The sequence below is a fragment of the Raineya orbicola genome, from assembly GCF_002843425.1.
In the GTDB taxonomy this organism is placed as follows: Bacteria; Bacteroidota; Bacteroidia; order Cytophagales; family Thermonemataceae; genus Raineya; species Raineya orbicola.
Window position 1 is genome coordinate 1 of the sequence record NZ_NKXO01000014.1, and the last position, 20,387, is coordinate 20,387.

17 protein-coding genes and 1 tRNA gene are annotated in these 20,387 nt (G+C 38.6%); 13 read left to right on the forward strand and 5 right to left on the reverse strand.

Annotated features, from left to right (window positions below; all coding sequences use genetic code 11):
• Positions 1–125: 125 nt before the first annotated feature.
• On the reverse strand, positions 126–434 hold the full coding sequence (locus Rain11_RS05335) for a hypothetical protein (protein ID WP_101358314.1): 309 nt from the start codon (positions 432–434) through the stop codon (positions 126–128).
• 281 nt (positions 435–715) lie between these two features.
• Between Rain11_RS05335 and Rain11_RS05345 the strand changes: the two genes are divergently transcribed.
• The 12 genes from Rain11_RS05345 (at position 716) to Rain11_RS05400 (ending at position 14,757) form a co-directional block, all read left to right on the forward strand.
• Entirely contained in the window at positions 716–1,396 is a 681-nt protein-coding gene (locus Rain11_RS05345; protein ID WP_101358316.1) for a 2-C-methyl-D-erythritol 4-phosphate cytidylyltransferase, read from the forward strand.
• A 65-nt stretch (positions 1,397–1,461) separates the two neighbouring features.
• A tRNA-Trp gene (locus Rain11_RS05350) sits at positions 1,462–1,532 on the forward strand.
• A 15-nt stretch (positions 1,533–1,547) separates the two neighbouring features.
• A complete protein-coding gene (secE, locus tag Rain11_RS05355) occupies positions 1,548–1,757 on the forward strand; it encodes a preprotein translocase subunit SecE (protein WP_101358317.1) in 210 nt (69 codons plus the stop codon).
• 34 nt (positions 1,758–1,791) lie between these two features.
• The gene (gene nusG / locus Rain11_RS05360; RefSeq protein ID WP_101358318.1) at positions 1,792–2,382 is read left to right on the forward strand and encodes a transcription termination/antitermination protein NusG; all 591 of its coding nucleotides are present in this window, start codon (positions 1,792–1,794) and stop codon (positions 2,380–2,382) included.
• A gap of 132 nt (positions 2,383–2,514) precedes the next feature.
• A complete protein-coding gene (rplK, locus tag Rain11_RS05365; protein WP_101358319.1) occupies positions 2,515–2,961 on the forward strand; it encodes a 50S ribosomal protein L11 in 447 nt (148 codons plus the stop codon).
• A 13-nt stretch (positions 2,962–2,974) separates the two neighbouring features.
• Positions 2,975–3,667: a 50S ribosomal protein L1 gene (gene rplA, locus Rain11_RS05370; protein WP_101358320.1), complete on the forward strand. Its 693-nt coding sequence runs from the start codon at positions 2,975–2,977 to the stop codon at positions 3,665–3,667.
• Entirely contained in the window at positions 3,667–4,200 is a 534-nt protein-coding gene (gene rplJ / locus Rain11_RS05375; protein WP_101358321.1) for a 50S ribosomal protein L10, read from the forward strand. Before rplA ends, rplJ begins: the two co-directional genes overlap by 1 nt.
• Positions 4,201–4,251: 51 nt before the next feature.
• Complete coding sequence (rplL, locus tag Rain11_RS05380) at positions 4,252–4,635, forward strand: 50S ribosomal protein L7/L12 (protein ID WP_101358322.1); 384 nt, start codon at positions 4,252–4,254, stop codon at positions 4,633–4,635.
• A gap of 233 nt (positions 4,636–4,868) precedes the next feature.
• A complete protein-coding gene (gene rpoB, locus Rain11_RS05385) occupies positions 4,869–8,723 on the forward strand; it encodes a DNA-directed RNA polymerase subunit beta (RefSeq protein ID WP_101358323.1) in 3,855 nt (1,284 codons plus the stop codon).
• Between the two features lie 73 nt (positions 8,724–8,796).
• Positions 8,797–13,146, forward strand: a complete 4,350-nt coding sequence (gene rpoC, locus Rain11_RS05390) for a DNA-directed RNA polymerase subunit beta' (protein WP_101358324.1) — start codon at positions 8,797–8,799, stop codon at positions 13,144–13,146.
• A 73-nt stretch (positions 13,147–13,219) separates the two neighbouring features.
• On the forward strand, positions 13,220–14,125 hold the full coding sequence (locus tag Rain11_RS05395) for an Rpn family recombination-promoting nuclease/putative transposase (protein WP_101358325.1): 906 nt from the start codon (positions 13,220–13,222) through the stop codon (positions 14,123–14,125).
• Positions 14,122–14,757, forward strand: a complete 636-nt coding sequence (locus Rain11_RS05400) for an MBL fold metallo-hydrolase (protein WP_101358326.1) — start codon at positions 14,122–14,124, stop codon at positions 14,755–14,757. The genes Rain11_RS05395 and Rain11_RS05400 overlap by 4 nt, the downstream gene beginning before the upstream one ends.
• 3 nt (positions 14,758–14,760) lie before the next feature.
• Here the strand turns inward: Rain11_RS05400 and Rain11_RS05405 are convergent, their stop codons facing one another.
• The gene (locus tag Rain11_RS05405; protein WP_101358327.1) at positions 14,761–16,062 is read right to left on the reverse strand and encodes a serine hydrolase domain-containing protein; all 1,302 of its coding nucleotides are present in this window, start codon (positions 16,060–16,062) and stop codon (positions 14,761–14,763) included.
• A 40-nt stretch (positions 16,063–16,102) separates the two neighbouring features.
• On the opposite strand from Rain11_RS05405, the gene Rain11_RS05410 reads away from it, so the two are divergent.
• Positions 16,103–16,861, forward strand: coding sequence for an FkbM family methyltransferase (locus Rain11_RS05410; protein ID WP_101358328.1), 759 nt, complete (start codon positions 16,103–16,105; stop codon positions 16,859–16,861).
• A 74-nt stretch (positions 16,862–16,935) separates the two neighbouring features.
• Here Rain11_RS05410 and Rain11_RS05415 read toward each other — a convergent pair whose 3' ends face one another.
• Genes Rain11_RS05415 through Rain11_RS05425 form a run of 3 tightly spaced genes read right to left on the reverse strand, consistent with a single transcriptional unit; the run spans position 16,936 to position 20,361 of the window.
• Positions 16,936–17,634 carry an FkbM family methyltransferase gene (locus Rain11_RS05415; RefSeq protein ID WP_101358329.1) on the reverse strand — a complete coding sequence of 233 codons (699 nt, stop codon included), beginning with the start codon at positions 17,632–17,634 and terminating at the stop codon, positions 16,936–16,938.
• 3 nt (positions 17,635–17,637) lie between these two features.
• Positions 17,638–18,495, reverse strand: coding sequence for a glycosyltransferase family 17 protein (locus Rain11_RS05420; RefSeq protein WP_101358330.1), 858 nt, complete (start codon positions 18,493–18,495; stop codon positions 17,638–17,640).
• A 3-nt stretch (positions 18,496–18,498) separates the two neighbouring features.
• Entirely contained in the window at positions 18,499–20,361 is a 1,863-nt protein-coding gene (locus tag Rain11_RS05425) for an ABC transporter ATP-binding protein (protein WP_101358331.1), read from the reverse strand.
• Between the last annotated feature and the right edge of the window lie 26 nt (positions 20,362–20,387).

A 20,387-nucleotide genomic window follows, 5' to 3' on the forward strand; every position in this document is an offset into this window, starting at 1 on the left:
AGAGGTAATTGACTCATATGATTAAATATTTAAAAAGTACAACTCAAAGTTAATCATTTTTTCAATTACCCTAAGTTTTTTTATTTAAATCCCTTGAAAACAATAAGTTAGACTTATAATTCACGTTAAGGAATTTCTGATATCTCATTTGATTTGTAGATTTTCATTATCTTATTTCCTAATTTTGAACCTTTGAGTATAAAACTATTTTCTCCATTAGGAATAGCCACTAATTCATTTCTGTTTTCATATACAAAAATGTAGCTACCATCTATTGTTTGAGTAATTTCCTTTATTCCATATTTTTCTTTTAACATCAAAGATATTTTTTTATCCATATTTTTTTCTGAACTACTCATATCTGGCTGTATTTCAGATTTGTTACAAGCGATCAGAATCGTTACTAGAAAAATGACAAAAACCAAATTTTTCATTTTTTTGAAATTTTAAGGTGAAACATAAAACTCGAAATTTTGAGCTCAAAAATTTCTTGGTGCAATGATATAGCAAGCCTAAACTTTTTTCAAACTTTTTTCAAACTTTTTTCAAACTTTTTTCAAACTTTTTTCAAACGTTGCACTTTTTTAATAAATGTGTGGTATTTTTCAATGAATTACCATTGCGATTGTGTAAATTTGTCTTTTGCAGAGCATTTTTATTTTGAAAAAGGTTATTTTTGTGCTTAATATCAAGATTTACACAGGTTCAAAACTATATGAAAATAGCTCTTATTGTAGCGGGCGGAAGCGGAAAGCGAATGGGAAGCTCTATTCCGAAACAATTTTTAGAAATAGCAGAAAAGCCTATTTTATTGCACACACTTGCAGTTTTTGAAAAAATTTGTGAGCAAATTGTACTTGTATTGCCCCAAAGTGAGTTTGAGGCTTGGCAGAACATTTGCGAAAAGCATCAGTATAGATTGAAGGGGCATTTGGTAACAGGGGGCGAAACACGCTATCAATCCGTGAAAAACGGATTAAAATTTTTAGTGGAAAATAAGTTTCCGCAGGAAAGTTTAGTAGCCATTCACGATGGGGTGCGTCCATTTGTAAAGCCTGAAGTCATTGAAAAAAGTTTTGAAATAGCACAGAAAAATGGTTCTGCGGTGGCTTCGGTGCCGCTCAAAGACTCTATTCGCAGGCTAAAAAACACATTAGAACAAAGCGAAAGCCTACCTCGTGAGCAGTTCCGACTTATCCAAACGCCCCAAACTTTTGTGCTTGCCAAAATTTGGCAGGCGTTTCAGCAAGTCCCTGATACTTCCTTGATTACAGATGATGCTTCTGTGTTTGAACAAGCAGGGTTTTCGGTTACCCTGATAGAGGGAAACTATGAAAATATAAAAATCACCACCCCCGAAGATTTGCAATGGGCAGAAATTTTAGTAAAAAAGTAAAGTTTTTTTTGGATAATAATTTTCTTTTCCGTATATTTGCACTCCATTTGTAAAAGTGTCTTTTTACGGGTGTAGTTCAAGGGTAGAATAGCGGTCTCCAAAACCGTTGATGGGAGTTCGAATCTCTCCACCCGTGCAAACATAGAAAAAAATGGCAAATTTTGTAGCAAAAGTAAGAAATTTTTTAGCCGAATCGTATGATGAGCTGGTGCATAAAGTTACTTGGCTCAAATATAGCACTTTGCAAAATCAGACGATTTTGGTATTAGTGGCGTCTTTGATTTTTGCCTTGATTATTGGTTTTGTGATAGATAAGGGGCTTGAAGAAGGGCTTAAAATGTGGTACAAGAGTACCAAGTAATTTTAGCAGTTAGGTTCTATAAACTGAATTGGCAATGAGTAGCAAGCTAAATTGGTATGTATTGCGAGCAGTAGCAGGGCAGGAAAAGAAAGTAAAAAGCTATATTGATAACGAAATTGCTCGCCAAAAATTACAGGAATACGTACCACAGGTGCTTATCCCCACTGAAAAAGTGTATGAGGTTCGCAATGGTAAAAAGAGAGTAAGAGAAAAAACTTTCTTTCCCGGATATATTTTAGTGTATGCCGATCTTTCTCACGGAGAGGCTTTGCATACGCTTAAAAATGTTCCCGGTGTTTTAGGATTTTTGGAAGGTACTGCACGCGAAGATGAAACAGATACACAAGGCAAAAAAGGTTATACCAAACTGCCAACCCCTTTGCGTCAGTCGGAAGTAAATAGAATTTTAGGTAGAGTTGATGAAGAAGAGGAAAGTGCAGTAAAAACCGAAGCCTCTTTCATTGTGGGCGAACACGTACGTGTAATAGACGGACCTTTCAGCGGTTTTGATGCCGTAGTAGAGCAAGTTTATGATGAAAGAAAGAAATTAGACGTAATGGTGAAAGTTTTTGGTAGAAGTACCCCTTTGGAGTTGAGTTATACGCAGGTAGAAAAGTTGGATTAGAAAGGGGAAAAATCTTTAATATTCAAAAGCCTCTCGCTTCCATAAATATAAATGTTACGCACAGCTTGTTGAGGTTAGCTTCCAAACCATTTAGCAACAAGCCCGAAACAAAAACAAAAAAATATAAAAACAATGGCAAAAGAAGTAGCAGGATACCTCAAACTGCAAGTAAAAGGCGGACAGGCAAACCCTTCGCCTCCAATCGGACCTGCTTTGGGTTCAAAGGGTATCAATATTATGGAGTTCTGCAAGCAGTTCAACGCCCGTACCCAAGACAAGCAAGGTCAGGTATTACCTGTACTCATTACGTATTATACCGATAAGTCTTTTGATTTTGTCGTAAAAACGCCTCCTACGGCTGTTTTACTCAAAGACTTACTCAAGAAGCAAACAGGTTCGGCAGAGCCTAATCGTAAAAAAATCGGTTCGGTTACTTGGGACCAAATCAAGCAAGTAGCCGAAATTAAAATGCCCGATTTGAATTGCTTCACCATTGAATCGGCTATGCGTATGGTAGCAGGTACAGCCCGCAGTTTAGGAATTACCGTAACAGGCAAAGCTCCTTGGGACAACAACTAAAACCGCAAACACAATGGGAAAACTCACGAAAAATAGAAAGGCGGCACTCGCTAAATACGATAATACTAAAAGCTACTCTTTGGTGGATGCGGCAAAAATCTTAAAAGACATCACTTTCACCAAGTTTGATGCTTCTGTGGATATTGATATTCGCCTTGGCGTAGATCCTCGTAAGTCAGACCAAATGGTGAGAGGGGTTGTTGCCTTGCCTCACGGAGTAGGAAAAGATGTACGCGTACTTGTACTCTGCCCGCCTGATAAGGAAGAAGAAGCCAAAGCCGCTGGTGCCGACTATGTTGGTATGGACGAATATATCACCAAAATTGAAGGTGGTTGGACGGATATTGATGTAATTATCACCACCCCTACGGCTATGGCAAAAGTTGGACGTTTGGGAAAAATCTTAGGTCCTCGCGGACTGATGCCTAATCCCAAGTCTGGTACCGTAACTATGGAGATTGGTAAGGCTGTCAAGGAAGTAAAAGCAGGTAAAATTGATTTCAAAGTGGATAAAACAGGTATCATTCACACTTCCATTGGCAAAATCTCTTTTTCTCCTGAAAAAATTGCTGAAAATGCAATGGAACTCATCAATGTAGTGCAAAAGCTCAAGCCTGCTTCTGCAAAAGGTACTTACATTAAGTCTATATCGCTTTCTTCTACGATGAGTCCGGGTGTTAGTATTGATAAAACTACTGTAATCTAATGACAAGAGAGGAAAAAACAGCTATCATTGAGGAGTTGAAAGAAAAATTTGCTAATACTCCTTATTTCTATATCGTTGATGCCAGCGGATTTTCAGTAGCAAAGGACAACGACTTGCGTAGAGCCTGCTTCAATGCTCAAATTGAGTACCGAGTAGTGAAAAACTCGCTTATCAAGAAAGCATTAGAGGCTTTGGATACAGACTATCAGCCTTTTGTAGATGAAAAAGTTTTGAAAGGTTATTCAGGTGTAATGTTTTCTGATACAGGTAATAAGCCTGCTCGCCTAATCAAGGATTTCAGAAAGAAAAATAACACTGAAAAACCTATCATCAAAGGTGCTTCTATTGATACTTCGCTTTATATCGGCGACCACCAATTAGAGGCTCTTTGCAATGTCAAATCTAAGGCTGAACTTTTGGGAGAAGTTATCGGCTTGTTGCAATCACCTATGGCAAATCTTATTGGGGCTTTGCAAGGTCAGGGCGGCAAAATTGCTGGTATTCTCAAAACATTGGAAGAAAAGAAATCCTAATTTTTTACAAAAACCCTTGTACTTGTTTTTCAAATTAAATTCATACAAATTATGGCAGACGTTAAAGCATTAGCAGAACAACTTGTAAATCTAACTGTAAAAGAAGTTACTGAACTTGCTAAAATTTTGAAAGAAGAATATGGCATTGAACCTGCCGCAGGTGCTCCTGTAATGGTTGCCGCCGCTGCGGGTGGTGATGCTGGTGCCGCCAAAGCAGAAGAGAAAACTTCTTTTGATGTAATCTTGAAAGCCGCTGGTCCTAACAAACTGAATGTAGTGAAACTTGTAAAAGACCTTGCTGGTTTGCCTCTAACAGAAGCTAAAGCTTTGGTAGATGCGGCTCCTAAAGCTATCAAAGAAGGAGTACCCAAAGATGAAGCTGAGGCTCTCAAAACAAAATTAACTGAAGCAGGTGCCGAAGTAGAAATTAAGTAATTCTCTCGGTGATGCGGGGCAATCAGACCTGAAATTTCCGCTATTCGGAAATCAGGTCTATTGCCATTTGTAGCTAATAAAAATTCTTTTTTTACAATAACCGAAGGCTTAAAAGTTCAAATTCCAACTTTAAACTTGTATTTTCAAAACCAAACCTTCAACTTCAAACCTCAAACTTTTAACTTTAACTTATTTCGCTTTACAGCATTTTCCTAACCCAAACTTCTTGAACAATGGCTGAAAGAATTAGTTTTGCTTCTGTTAAGAACCTTGTTGATTATCCCGATTTTCTAGACATCCAGCTACAATCTTTTCGCGACTTTTTCCAACTGGAAACCCCCGCTGAAAACCGTGCCAAAGAAGGGCTTTACAAAGTCTTTATGGAAAATTTCCCAATCAGCGACTCTCGCGAAAATTTTGTATTAGAGTTTATTGATTACACCATAGATCCTCCCAAATATTCTGTTGAGGAGTGTATTGATAGAGGACTCACCTATTCTGTTCCTTTGAAGGCAAAATTAAGGCTTTCTTGCAACGATGAAGACAACGAAGATTTTGAACCCATTGACCAAGAAGTATTTTTGGGTAATATCCCTTATATGACTGAAAAAGGCTCTTTCATCATCAATGGTGCTGAAAGAGTGATTGTTTCGCAGTTGCATCGTTCGCCGGGTGTATTTTTTGCAATGAGCAAACATACCAACGGCACCAAACTCTATTCAGCTCGTATTATTCCTTTCAAAGGCTCTTGGATTGAGTTTGCGACTGATGTCAATAATGTAATGTATGCTTACATTGATAGAAAAAAGAAATTTCCCGTTACTACGCTTTTGCGTGCTATTGGTTATGGAACGGATAAAGAAATTTTAGATATTTTTGGACTTTCCGAAGAAATACAAGTTAATAACAAAACCCTTAAAAAAGCTGTTGGCAGACGCCTTGCCGCTCGTGTATTACGTTCTTGGACAGAAGACTTTGTAGATGAGGATACAGGAGAAGTTGTTTCTATTGACCGCAATGAGGTGCTTTTGGAGCGTGATTCCGTAATTCGCGAGGAAGATATTGATGTAATTATGAGTTCGGGAGCGACTTCCATTATCTTGCATCGCGAAGAAATCAATATTGCAGACTATCAAATTATTTACAATACACTACAAAAAGATAATTGTAACTCTGAAAAAGAGGCTGTTGAGCAAATTTATCGTCAGTTGCGTAATACAGAAGCTCCTGATGAGCAAACTGCTCGCGAAATTATACATAATTTGTTCTTTTCGGATAAACGTTATGATTTGGGTGATGTGGGTAGATACCGAATGAACAAAAAACTTTCATTAGATATTCCTATGGAGACTCGCGTGCTTACACGCGAAGATATTATCAGTATTGTGAAATATCTCATTGGGCTTATCAACTCCAAAGCCGTAGTTGATGATATTGACCACCTTTCTAATCGTCGTGTGCGTACCGTAGGTGAGCAATTGTATGCTCAATTTGGGGTAGGACTTGCCCGTATGGCTCGTACTATCAAAGAAAGAATGAACGTAAGAGATAATGAAGACTTTAAGCCTGTGGATTTAATCAATGCACGTACTTTGTCTTCGGTTATCAATTCTTTCTTTGGAACAAACCAACTTTCTCAATTTATGGACCAAACCAACCCGTTGGCAGAAATTACACACAAACGCAGAATGTCTGCTTTGGGTCCAGGTGGTCTTTCCCGAGAAAGAGCAGGATTTGAAGTCCGCGACGTACATTACACACACTACGGAAGGCTTTGTACCATTGAAACCCCTGAAGGTCCAAACATTGGTCTGATTTCCTCGCTTTGCGTACACGCCAAAGTCAATTCAATGGGCTTTATTGAAACGCCCTATTTCAGAGTAAAAGGAGGCAAATTAGATATTAAAGATGTTGTATTCCTTTCAGCAGAAGAAGAAGATGGACAGCACATTGCCCAAGCCAATGCCAAAATAGATGATGAAGGTAATTTCTTGGTGGATGCTGTAAAAGTTCGTTATGAGGGTGATTTCCCTATGGTTGCTCCCGAAGAAGTAGCTTATATGGACGTTGCTCCTAACCAAATTGTTTCGGTTGCCGCTTCGCTTATTCCTTTCCTTGAGCACGATGATGCCAACCGTGCCTTGATGGGTTCTAATATGCAACGTCAGGCAGTGCCTTTACTCAAACCCCAAGCTCCTATCGTAGGAACGGGTTTAGAAAAGCGTGTAGCTTTGGATTCGCGTACGCTTATTCTTGCCGAAAAAGATGGTGTGGTAGAATATGTTGATGCCACTAAAATTGTTATTCGCTACGAATTTACCGAAGATGAATTGCTTACATCTTTCGATGGCGATACAAGAACTTACTATCTGACTAAATTCAGACGCACTAACCAAGATACTTGTATCAATCTCGTACCTACCGTGCGTGTAGGCGAAAAAGTAACCAAAGGACAACCTCTCTGCGAAGGATATGCTACACAAGGCGGGGAATTGGCTTTGGGTAGAAACCTCAAAGTGGCTTTTATGCCTTGGCAAGGGTACAACTTTGAGGACGCTATTGTGATTTCTGAAAAAGTAGTAAAAGAAGATTGGTTTACTTCTATCCATATCGAAGAGTTTGAAATGGAGGTACGCGATACCAAACGTGGCGAAGAAGAACTTACTTCTGAAATTCCGAATGTAAGCGAAGATGCGATTCGCCACCTTGATGAAAACGGTATCGTAGCAGTAGGTACAGAAGTGCGTGAGGGTGATATTCTAGTAGGAAAAATCACTCCCAAAGGTGAAACTGACCCTACTCCCGAAGAGAAACTTTTGCGTGCTATTTTCGGTGATAAAGCAGGAGATGTAAAAGATGCTTCTTTGCGTGTTCCTCCTTCGGTAAAAGGTGTTGTAATTGATACCAAACTCTTTTCACGCCCTCGCAAAGATAAAGACTTACGCAAGCGTTCCAAAGATGATGTCAAAACGCTTATGCAAAACTATGGCAAAGAGTTGAAAAAATTGCGTGAGGAAATGATTAACAAACTTGCCACTATTTTGGAAGGTAAAACTTCGCAAGGGGTAAAACATAAATTTGGTGATGAACTAATATCCAAAGGTACAAAGTTCAACAGAACTAACATTGAAAAAAACTTATTCCCCGATAATAACCCTTATCGCGACGAGAGCAGTTACAACGTTCCTGAAGAAGTAAACCTGATTGCTGATGTAGTAATTGAAAATTGGACAAATGATGCCAAAATAAATGCTTTAGTGGCAGATTTGGTGAAAAATTACCTCAAAAAACGCAATGAAATTTCGGGCAACTTCAAGCGTGAGCGTTTTGCAATGGAGGTCGGCGATGAATTGCCAGCGGGTATTGTGAAACTTGCCAAAGTGTATATTGCCAAAAAACGCAAACTGAAAGTAGGGGATAAAATGGCAGGTCGCCACGGAAATAAAGGGGTGGTGGCTAAAATCGTTGCCGAAGAAGATATGCCTTTCTTGGAAGATGGTACGCCTGTGGATATTGTACTCAATCCTTTGGGAGTACCTTCGCGTATGAACATTGGACAAATCTATGAAACCATTTTGGGCTGGGCAGGTGAAAAACTTGGTGTAAAATACGCAACCCCTATTTTTGACGGAGCAAAAGAAGAAAATGTTTTGAATGAGCTTAAAAAAGCAGGCTTACCCGAGTATGGTAGAACATACCTTTACGATGGCTTAACGGGTGAAAGATTTACCCAGCCTGTAACCGTAGGAGTGATTTATATGCTCAAACTCGGACACCTTGTTGATGATAAGATGCACGCTCGTTCTATTGGACCTTATTCACTCATTACCCAACAGCCTTTGGGCGGTAAGGCTCAATTTGGTGGTCAGCGTTTCGGTGAAATGGAGGTTTGGGCAATTGAGGCATTTGGTGCTTCGCACATATTGCAAGAAATCCTTACCGTGAAGTCCGATGATGTAATTGGTAGAGCAAAAACTTATGAAGCTATTGTAAAAGGAGAACTCTTACCCAAACCCAACATTCCTGAATCTTTCAATGTGCTTGTTCACGAATTGCGTGGTTTGGCATTAGAAATTACTTTGAACTAATCAGGGTTTGAGGCTTTCATTAAACCTCAAACCTTCAAATCTTGAACCCTTGAACTTCTAAAAGCATACATCTATGTCTTTGAAAAAAAACAAAAAACTTTCCAGTGATTTCAATTCAATCACTATCAGTTTGGCTTCGCCAGAGTCTATTTTGGAAAGTTCTTATGGGGAAGTTACCCAACCCGAAACTATCAATTACAGAAGCTATAAACCCGAAATGGGAGGGCTTTTCTGTGAGCGTATTTTCGGACCCGTGAAGGACTATGAGTGTCATTGTGGTAAATATAAGCGTATTCGTTACAAGGGAATTATTTGCGACCGCTGTGGTGTAGAAGTAACAGAAAAGAAAGTTCGCCGTGAGCGTATGGGACATATTGAGTTGGTAGTACCTGTGGCTCACATCTGGTATTTTCGCTCATTACCCAATAAAATAGGTTATCTTTTAGGGCTTCCTGCCAAAAAACTTGACCAAATCATTTACTACGAGCGTTATGTAGTGGTTCAGCCCGGTATTGTTGCCGAGGAAAATAGAAATGGTAGCAATTATTTAGACTTCCTTACCGAGGACGAATATCTGGATATTTTAGATAAATTGCCCCGCGAAAATCAGCTTTTGCCTGATGAAGACCCTAATAAGTTTATTGCCAAAATGGGAGCAGAGGCTTTGGAAATGCTTCTGAAGCGTCTTTCTGAAAGAGAAAAAGATGCACAAGGCAATGAAATACCCGGTAGCCCTACGGGTTTAGATAAACTTGCTTACGAACTTCGTCATCAAGCCGCTACTGATAACTCTCAACAACGCAAAGCAGAGGCTTTGAAGCGTTTGAAAGTAGTACGTGCTTTTCAAGAATCTAAAATTGAAAACAAGCCCGAATGGATGATTATTCGTATGGTGCCTGTGATTCCACCCGAATTACGTCCATTAGTGCCTTTGGATGGCGGTCGCTTTGCTACCTCTGACCTCAACGACCTCTACCGCCGAGTGATTATTCGTAACAATCGTTTGAAGCGTTTAATGGAGATTAAAGCTCCTGAGGTGATTCTTCGCAACGAAAAGCGTATGCTCCAAGAAGCCGTAGATAGCCTCTTTGATAACTCTCGTAAAGTGAATGCGGTACGTGCTGATGGAAACCGTGCTTTGAAATCGCTTTCAGATATGCTCAAAGGAAAGCAAGGGCGTTTCCGTCAGAACCTTTTGGGTAAGCGTGTGGATTATTCAGGACGTTCTGTAATTGTGGTAGGTCCTGAGCTAAAACTTCACGAGTGCGGGCTTCCCAAAGATATGGCGGCAGAGCTATTCAAACCCTTTATTATTCGCAAGCTCATTGAAAGAGGTATCGTAAAGACCGTTAAGTCGGCTAAAAAAATTGTTGATAGAAAAGACCCCGTTATTTGGGATATTTTAGAAAATGTTCTCAAAGGACACCCCGTTCTTTTGAACCGTGCTCCTACGCTTCACCGCTTGGGTATTCAGGCTTTCCAGCCCAAACTTATAGAGGGTAAAGCTATTCAGTTGCACCCTTTGGTTTGTACGGCATTCAACGCTGACTTTGATGGAGACCAAATGGCGGTACACGTTCCATTGGGGCAAGAAGCTATTTTGGAAGCCTCTTTACTTATGCTTGCTTCGCATAACATCTTGAACCCTGCCAATGGGGCTCCTATTACCGTACCTTCACAAGATATGGTTTTGGGACTATACTACATAACCAAAGGTAGAAAAGGCGATAAAGGTGAAGGTAAAGTGTTTTATAGTGCCGAAGAAGTTGTAATTGCCGTTGATGAAGGACAACTATCGCCTCACGCTTTCATCAAGGTGAAAACCAAAGTACGTGAAGGTGATGAACTAGTGGAAAAAATCATTGATACCGTAGCAGGTAGAGTGCTTTTCAATCATTGGTGCGTACCCGAAGAAGTAGGTTTTATCAACGAATTGCTCACCAAAAAGAAAATCCAGCAAGCTATTGGCTTGGTATTCAAAATCGCAGGAATGGCAAAAACTGCGAAATTCCTTGACGATATTAAAGACTTGGGCTTCCGTTCGGCTTTCAAAGGTGGGCTTTCTATCGGTTTGAACGATATTCTTATCCCCAAAGATAAAGATAAACTCATTGCCAAAGCCAAAGGCGAAATTGAGGAAATTCGCAATAACTATATGATGGGCTTCATTACGGACAATGAACGCTATAACCAAGTGATTGATACTTGGACGCGTGTCAATAATGAACTCACTCGCAAGCTCATTGAAGATATGACCAACGACAAAGAGGGTTTCAACTCTGTGTTTATGATGATGGATTCAGGAGCGAGAGGTTCAAAAGAGCAAATCCGTCAGCTTGGTGGTATGCGGGGACTTATGGCAAAGCCTCAAAAAAACGTACAAGGTTCAGCAGGAGAAATTATTGAAAACCCTATTCTTTCTAATTTCAAAGAAGGTCTGGACGTTCTGGAATACTTTATTTCAACACACGGTGCAAGAAAAGGTCTGGCAGATACTGCTCTTAAAACCGCTGATGCGGGTTACCTCACTCGTCGTTTGGTAGATGTTGCCCAAGACGTGATTATTACCGAAGAGGATTGCGGTACTTTGAGAGGCATTACGGTTTCAGCACTCAAAGATAACGAGGATATTGTAGAACCTCTTGCAGAGCGTATTTTGGGAAGGGTATCGCTTCACGATGTCTATGACCCGCTTACCGATGAACTCATTGTAGCATCGGGAGAGGAAATTACCGAAGCCATTGCAGAGCGTATCTCTCAAACCAGTATTGAAGAAGTAGAAATTCGTTCAGTGCTTACTTGTGAAACACGTAAAGGGGTTTGTCAGAAATGTTATGGTAGAAATCTTGCCACAGGACGCTTGGTAGATAATGGTGAAGCCGTAGGGGTTATTGCCGCTCAATCTATCGGTGAGCCCGGAACACAGCTTACTTTGCGTACTTTCCACGTGGGGGGTGCGGCATCTAATATTGCGGTTGATGCTTCTGTAAAAGCTAAGTTTGCAGGTGAAATAGATTTTGAGAACCTACGTACCGTGAAATCTACTGATAACGACGGTAATCCTATTGAAATCGTTATTACACGTTCATCAGAGGTGAAGGTGATTGAACCTAAATCGGGCAAAGTGCTTATTTCTAACCATATGCCTTATGGAGCAGTGCTGAAAGTGAAAAAAGGGGATATGGTAGAAAAAGGGCAGGTACTTTGCGAATGGGATCCTTACAATGCGGTAATAATTTCGGAAGTAGCGGGTACCGTAGAGTATGAAGCTATTGAAGAAGGCATTACGTACAAAGAAGAAGCTGATGAGCAAACAGGTTTCCGTGAAAAGGTTATTATTGAAACCAAAGATAAAACCAAAAACCCTGCTTTGGTGATTAAGCCAAGCAAAGGTGAGCCCAAAACTTACAATATTCCCGTAGGTGCAAGACTTGCCGTAGAAGAAGGAAAAACTATCAAGGCAGGACAGGTGCTTGCTAAAATTCCAAGAGCAATTGGTAAAACACGTGATATTACAGGTGGTTTGCCACGTGTAACAGAACTCTTTGAAGCTCGCAATCCTTCTAATCCTGCTATTGTAAGTGCTATTGATGGAGTAGTTACCTATGGAGCAGTGAAACGTGGTAATCGTGAGATTATCATTGAGTCCAAAGATGGGGTCATTAAGAAATATATGGTGCCTCTTTCAAAGCATATTTTAGTTCAAGATGGCGATTTTGTGCGTGCAGGTATGCCTCTCTCTGATGGGGCTATCACGCCAAGCGATATTTTGGCTATCAAAGGACCTACCGCAGTGCAAGAATATTTGGTAAACGAAATTCAAGAAGTGTATCGTTTGCAAGGGGTGAAAATCAATGATAAGCATATTGAAGTGATTGTAAGGCAAATGATGCAAAAAGTAGAAGTCATTGACCCCGGAGATACTGATTTCTTGCCCGGACAAGTGGTAGATAAATGGGCTTTCCGTGAAGAAAACGACAGAATTATGGATCTGAAAATTGTAGAAGATGCAGGAGCATCGGCTAAATTCCGTCCTGGACAACCTATTACGGCTCGTGAATTGCGAGACGAAAATTCCATACTTCGCCGTCAGGATAAAAAACTTGTAAAAGTTCGTGATGCCCAACCTGCGGTATCGCAACCTACACTACAAGGTATTACACAAGCCTCTTTGGATACTGATAGCTTCATTTCTGCGGCTTCATTCCAAGAAACTACCAAAGTGCTTAGCGAAGCGGCTATCCGTGGTAAAAAAGATGATTTACTTGGTTTGAAAGAAAATGTGATAGTAGGTCATCTGATTCCTGCGGGTACGGGCTTTAGAAAGTATCAAAAACTAATGGTAGGGTTGAAAGAAGAAATGGAAGAAAATAACAACAATAGCCGTAAAAAAACCAAAAAGGAAAAAGAGAAAGTTAAATAAAAATTCTCATAAAGGCGGGTTTTTGCTCGCCTTTATGTTTGTTTGATTACATTTGCATAAAGTTTCTGTATCAATGTCGAAAAAACTTATTCGTTTTGATTGGGCAATTAAACGCTTGCTACGCAACAAAGCCAATTTTGTTGTGCTGGAAGGTTTTTTATCCGAACTTCTGTTTGAAGACATCAAAATCAAAGAAATTTTAGAAAGCGAGGGTAATCAGGAAAGTTGGGAGGATAAATACAACCGAGTGGATATTCTTACAGAAAACTCTAAAAACGAACTCATTATCATTGAAATTCAGAACACTTACGAAATTGACTACTTCCACCGAATGGTCTATGGCACAAGCAAAGCTGTTGCCGAGCATTTACGTTTGGGGCAAGCCTACTGGGAAGTCAAAAAAGTGATTTCTATAAATATCGTCTATTTTGATTTAGGGCAGGGGCAAGATTACATCTACAAAGGCACTACTACATTTCAAGGTTTGCACTTCAACGATACTTTGCAACTTTCCGAAAAACAAAGAAATACTTTTGCCAAAACTTTGGTTTCCGATATTTTTCCCGAGTATTATCTTATCAAGGTCAATCAGTTCAATGATGTAGCCAAAGATACACTTGATGAGTGGATTTATTTCTTAAAAAATAGTGAAGTGAAAGATGAATTTCGGGCAAAAGGCTTGAAAGAAGCAAGAGAAGCCTTGGATATTATGCGTTTGGATAAAGAAAATCAGTACAGCTATAACCGATATTTAGATTATTTACACTGGAAAGCCAGCGAAGCGATGAATGCCCAATTAGCGATAGAAGAAAAAGCCCTGCAAATGGAGAACGAAATTAGATTGGACGAGAAAATGAAAAATATGGTGGAAATTGCTAAAAGTGCTATCAGAGAGGGTTTGACCGATGATTTGATTATGAAACTTACTAATTTGACCATTGAGCATATCCAACAAATTCGTAAAGAATTGTCAAAATGATACAAATTGCCAGCTTTGTATTCAGTCCTTTTGCTGAAAATACTTTTGTGCTTTATGATGAAACCCGAGAGGCTGTAATTATAGACCCCGGTTGCTACAATAGTGTTGAAAGAAAAACTTTGCAAGATTTTATACAAGAAAATAACTTGCAGGTTGTTAAACTTTTGAATACACATTGCCATTTAGACCACGTTTTTGGGAATGAGTTTGTAAAGCAAACTTTTGCAGTGCAGTCATACGCACACGCAAGCGAGGATTTTAATTTGGGTATATTAGAGGCATCGGCACGAATGTTCGGCATAGCTCGTGTAGAAAGCACTCGTACCGATGTTTATTTGCAGGAAAATGAAATTATTGAATTCGGAAATTCTGCCCTGAAAGTTCTTTTTACACCTGGACATTCACCAGGGCACGTGGTTTTTTACAACGAAAAGCAGGGCTTTTGCATCAATGGTGATGTGTTATTTAGAACCAGTATTGGTAGAACTGATTTGCCCGGTGGCAACTATCAAACTCTTATCCATTCCATACGAAATGTGATGTTCGCTTTACCTGATGATACCACTATTTTCACAGGACACGGCGAACCTACTACCATTGCTTTTGAAAAAAAGCATAATCCATTTTTATGAAAATTACTTTGTATATTTGAATAAATCTTGTTCTTTGAATTTTACTTTTTGCAAGGCTCTTGTCATAAAGCCTTCTATTTCATAAGGGAAAAAAGAGGCTCGCCAAGAACCTGTATTGGTAATGACTACCCAAGCGTATCCATCATTTCGGCGTGAAAGTGAAATATTACTACTTGCCAAATTGCCTGTTCGCCACCATTTTTCAGGAGAAATACGTTTCCAGCCCAAAGCCCGCTGAATTTGCGTACTATCGGCATCTTGCAAAGTCATTTCGTTGATGCTTTCTTTGGAGAGAAAGTCTTTGGGGGTGTCCCAATTATCAATGTAGCTTAAAAAGCGAAGCATATCTACCGAGCTGGCAATCCAACCGCCTGCCGCTCCTAAACCTTGTATGTATGTGCCTTCATAGGCTCGCGAGGCTGAATCGTGAGGAGGATAAATAGAAAGATTTTGAGGAGTATTGTCGGCTACGTAATATTTTACTTCATTGGAGAAACGCTCCTCATAACGACTTTTCCCTATACGCATACGCCTAATTCCCATAGGAGCTAAAATATTTTCTCGCATAAATGTTTCATAGTCTTTGCCTGAAACTTCCTCAATCACTTTCCCCAAAACACAATACCCAAAATTGGAATAATCATAGAAAGAACCGGGCGTAAAAACCTTTTTTTGCGAAAGCATAAAACGCATTACACTATCAAAAGGCGGTGGAGAAGGAGTTTGCATAATTTGGGCTATTTGTACAGGCACAAACATAGGGTCGGTGAGCAGATAGTTCCACCAGCCCGCCGTATGCGTGAGCAAGTGCCGAATGGTGATGCCATACATAGTTTTATCGGCAATCCAAGCATTGTAACGCTTCAAAATCCCATTTTCGCCAAAAACTTTGCTATCCAAAGTGAATTTGCCTTGCTCAATAAGGTGCATAATGCCCACGGCTGTAACGAGCTTTGAAGCACTTGCTATGCGAAAAAGATGATGCGGTTTGACAGGAATTTTACGCTCTTCATCTGCCCAACCAAAACCTTTGGCATAAACAAGTTTGCCATAGTACGAAACGGCTATACTCATACCTTTAATTTCCCACTGGCGAATAAAGTCTTTCGCCATACTATCCAGCAAGGCTGTTTCAGGGGTAGAGGAAAGCACAGCGAGTGTATCGTAATTTATGCCTTCGGCTTGGTCTTTATCGGGAATGATTTTAGAAAAGTCTAACTTTAATTCGGATTTATCTGATTGGCTTTCGCAAGAAAGTAAGATAAAAAGAAACGCAAATAGCAAAAGCGAACTCTTTTTTTTCATAAATTTACCCTTGTAAAAGCTACAAAAATAAAAAAGATTTATGTTAAAACGTTATTTTAACCTGCTGAAAAATATTCGGAACTGGCAAGTATATTTCAAAGTAAAACGTAATCCTGACGTTTTTTTCTTGATGAAAGGTAAAAATAAAATACAATTTTGGTTAGTAGAGGAAATTATACCGATTTTCAAGGAGATTTATATGCAAGATATCTACCAAATAAAATTCTTGCGAAAGGAACTATCTACTCAAGAGCCAATTATTGTTGATATTGGTGCTAATGCAGGATACGCTGCTACTTTCTTTTTTCAGTTTTTTCCAAAAGCCCGCATTTTATCTTTTGAGCCTTTACCTACTAATTTTGAATTATTAAGTAAGAATCAACAAGAAAACGCCCATTTGCATTGGGAAATTATACCCAAAGCCGTAGGTGATTGTACTGGTAGTACACAAATTTTTTATTGTAAGAGTAAAGAAATTACCCCCGTTGCAAGCATCTTACAAAACTTTGATGCTCAAAACACGGATAATTTATCAGTTGAAATGATTTCTCTGCAAGACATATTTCAAGAATATGCTTTACCTCATATTGACTTGCTGAAAGTAGATTGCGAAGGGGCAGAGTATGATATTTTATATGCTACACCCAAGCAGATACTTGATAAAGTTCGCTGCATTGTGATGGAAACACATTTTTGCAATAAAGTAAATGCTAATCAAGATGCGATGAAGAACTTTTTGCAGAAACAAGGTTTTGAGGTTAAAACTCAAAAAGAGATGCTTTGGGCGTGGAATGCTTAGAATATGGAAAAGATATTTGAGAGAAATTCGTCATCTTGGTACGTGAAGCACCGTTCTTTTGAACTAAAATGGTTTTATTTTTTCTTAAATAGTTGTTTTATAGGTTTTAACATTTTGATTAAAGCTATTTGAGCTTTTTTGATAATCAGTTGCAGTTTTTCAAATGTTGAAATAAAAAAAGTACCTTTTTTTACGAAAATAGTATCGCTATCATCTTTATACCATTCTACATAGTTATTTTTCTTTGCCCAATCCATAATTTGTTTGATATTGGGATTGGTGTAATATTTGCCGTGTGTTTCTATTGAAAGAATGTTGGGCTGGCTAATCATATGTTTGATTACATACCATTCTGCCCCTTCAATATCAATGCTAACTAAATCAAAGTCGCCTCTATCTATTTCGCTGAACATAACACAATTCACAGTAATCTTAGAAGAATCCTCTTTTTTGCAATTATCATTCACAATAGCGGGGCTTTTTTCCAAAACACTTACAAAGGTAGAAGCCTCTCTTTTGCATAGCTCTATTGTTCCGTTGAAGTCAAAAATAGCAGTTTCAATAACTTTTACATTGGGATATTCTGAAAAAAAATATTCAATTTTACGAACATATTCGGGGTCTGCTTCAATGAGTGAAGTGGAAACCCCTTCTTTGATAAAGCTAATTACATTAGACTCTTCGGGTAGATACACCCCCACCTCACAAATATTTTTGGGTGAATAGCCTTTTTCTTTCAGTTTTCTGTATAAACGAATAGCTCCTTTATTCATAATTCAAATTATTAAATTCTGAAACTTGTTTATGTTTTCTTTTACATACTTTGGAAAAAGTATGTTTGTATTGAAAATATCTGTCTTCTGAAAGACTTCGTTTTCGTTAAATAATGATTTTCCCGAAGCAATCAGACTTTTTATTTTTTGCACGTCTTTATAAGAACCAATGTTAAATTCTGGGTGAGCTAAAGACTCAAGTTTTTTAATGATTCTTTCAATTCCTCCCATATAACTAAAATGCCAGCCTCCTTCACGTATAATTTTTACTTGAGGTTCTGATAAATCACGTTGTAAGCGTGTTTTTTCAATGGTTTTAGTAATTGTTCTGAGTTCTTTGAAAGAAAGCATCACACTTCCTTGCCACCAACCAAAGCCATTTTCATTGATTTGAGCTTTAGCCTTTCCGCCGTAATCGTTTATTTTTATACAAATATAGTTTAAAAAGTAATTGGCAAAGTATTGTCGGAAAACTTTTATGCCTTCGGTGTAAGCATACTCTTTAATTTTTTCTGCTCTTGGTATTTCATCTAAATCGGAAACAATAATTATATCATCATCTTTGCAGTTTTTTAGCCCTAATAAAATATGCTCTTTCTGGTGGTCATCGTAGTCCCAAGGGGTAGGTACTCTAAATTTTTTCCAAAAACTGGGATATTTATCTACAACAATATGAGTAATTTTATGTTCAAAAGCCTTGAAAAGATGTTTGTTTTCTTGGAAATACAAAGGTTTAGGTTGTTTTTGGAAAGTACGAGTAGCCTCTACAAGTACAAATTTATCAACTACTTCGTCAAGTTCATTTAAGCGAATTTCCAACAACTCCAACTCATTGAAAAAGGCAAAACAATCGTAAATCATACATCAAACAATTTTGGTTTCTATTGTCGGAGTAAGGTCTTCAATAATTTCTGCACTTCGGTAAAGTTTAGCATAAAGACTATGGGGAGTACTCAAAAGCTCTTGATGTGTGCCTCTTTCTACTATTTCGCCTTTATCCATTACTAAGATTTCATCAGCCTTTTGAATGGTGCTTAAACGATGAGCAATAACTAGGGCAGTACGCTCTTGCATAAGTTCGTTGAGAGCTTCTTGTACAATTTTTTCAGATTCATTATCCAAAGCCGAAGTAGCTTCGTCCAAAATTAGGATAGGCGGGTTTTTGAGTACAGCTCTGGCGATACTGATACGTTGGCGTTGCCCGCCTGAAAGTTGAGAACCTCTTTCACCGATGTTGGTATGGTAACCTTGTGGTAATTTTTCAATGAATTCGTGAGCGTGAGCAATTTTAGCCGCCTGTATCACTTCTTCCATTGTAGCTTCTTTTCCAAAGGCAATGTTATTGAAAACCGTGTCATTAAATAGTATTGCTTCTTGGCTTACTATACCCATTTGTTTGCGAAGTGAGTGCATAGTGATTTCTTTGATGTCGTAGCCATCAATTAAAATTCTGCCTTTTTGTACTTCATAAAAACGACAAAGCAAATCGGCGATAGTAGATTTCCCACTGCCCGAAGCTCCTACAAGAGCTATCATTTTTCCTTTGGTAATGGAAAGATTTATGTTTTTGAGTACCCACTGCTCATTCCTATAGGCAAAACTTACATTTTCAAACGTGATTCTTTCATTGAAAGTAGGTAAATCTTTCGCATTAGGTCTATCCTGAATTTCAGGTTTTATATCAATCAGTTCAAAAATTCTTTCAGCAGAAGCCACACCTCTCTGAATATGGCTAAACATAGTGATAATCTCTTTGATAGGTTGTGTAACTTGTGAGAGTATTCCTAAAAAGCCAAAAAATTGGGATGCCGTCAGAGATTTATCTCCTTGTAAAATAAGGTTGCCTCCATAAAGCACAACACCAATTACCAAAGCCACCCCCATAAACTCCGAAAAAGGTGAGGATAACTCTCGCTTGTAGCCTATGCTTTTTACTAAATAGGTATATTTTTCATTTTCTGTTTTGAATTTCTGTTTTACAAATTTTTCAGCATTAAAAGCCTTGACAATCCGAATACCGCTGAAAGTTTCGTCCATTATACTTAAAACCGTGCCAATAGTTTCCTGCACTTGTTTGGATTGCTTGCGAAGTTTATTGATAAGCAAGCCAACAAAACCACCCGTAAGAGGAATATAAACCAGCACAAAAAGTGTTAGGGAAGGAGAGATGTAAAAAAGAGCGACAAAGTACAAAATCAGCAAAATGGGTTCTCTAAATAGAGCCTTGAAAGAGGTAGTCAGGATAAATTCTACTTCTGCTACGTCAGAGGTCATTCGCGAAAGAATATTACCTTTTCGCTGTTCGGTGAAATAGCCTAAATGCAAGTCAAGCGTTTTTTCGAAAACTCTTTGACGTATTCTTCCTACTAAATTGGCTTTTAATTTTTCCAAAACCCTGATAGTCAAATATTTAAATAAATTCGCCAAAAAAACCGAAATTACAACAAACAAACACACATTCCATAGCAGACTGACCGCCCCCTTCTCATAATAAATTTTTGCTTGCCAATACTGAAAAGTTTGTACAAAGTACTCAACTGAAAATTGAAAATTAGGAGGCTGTGCGACTGCTTGGGGCTTATTTTGGAACAGAATTTCCAAAACAGGAATGATCATAGTAAAATTCACAAGTCCAAACAGAGAAGCCAACAGCGAGGTAGCAAGAAAAGCAAATATGAATTTGTAAATGGAATCAACAAGTGTAAATATGCGTAGATAGGTTTTCACAGCAAGAAATTGACTTTTTCTTTTTA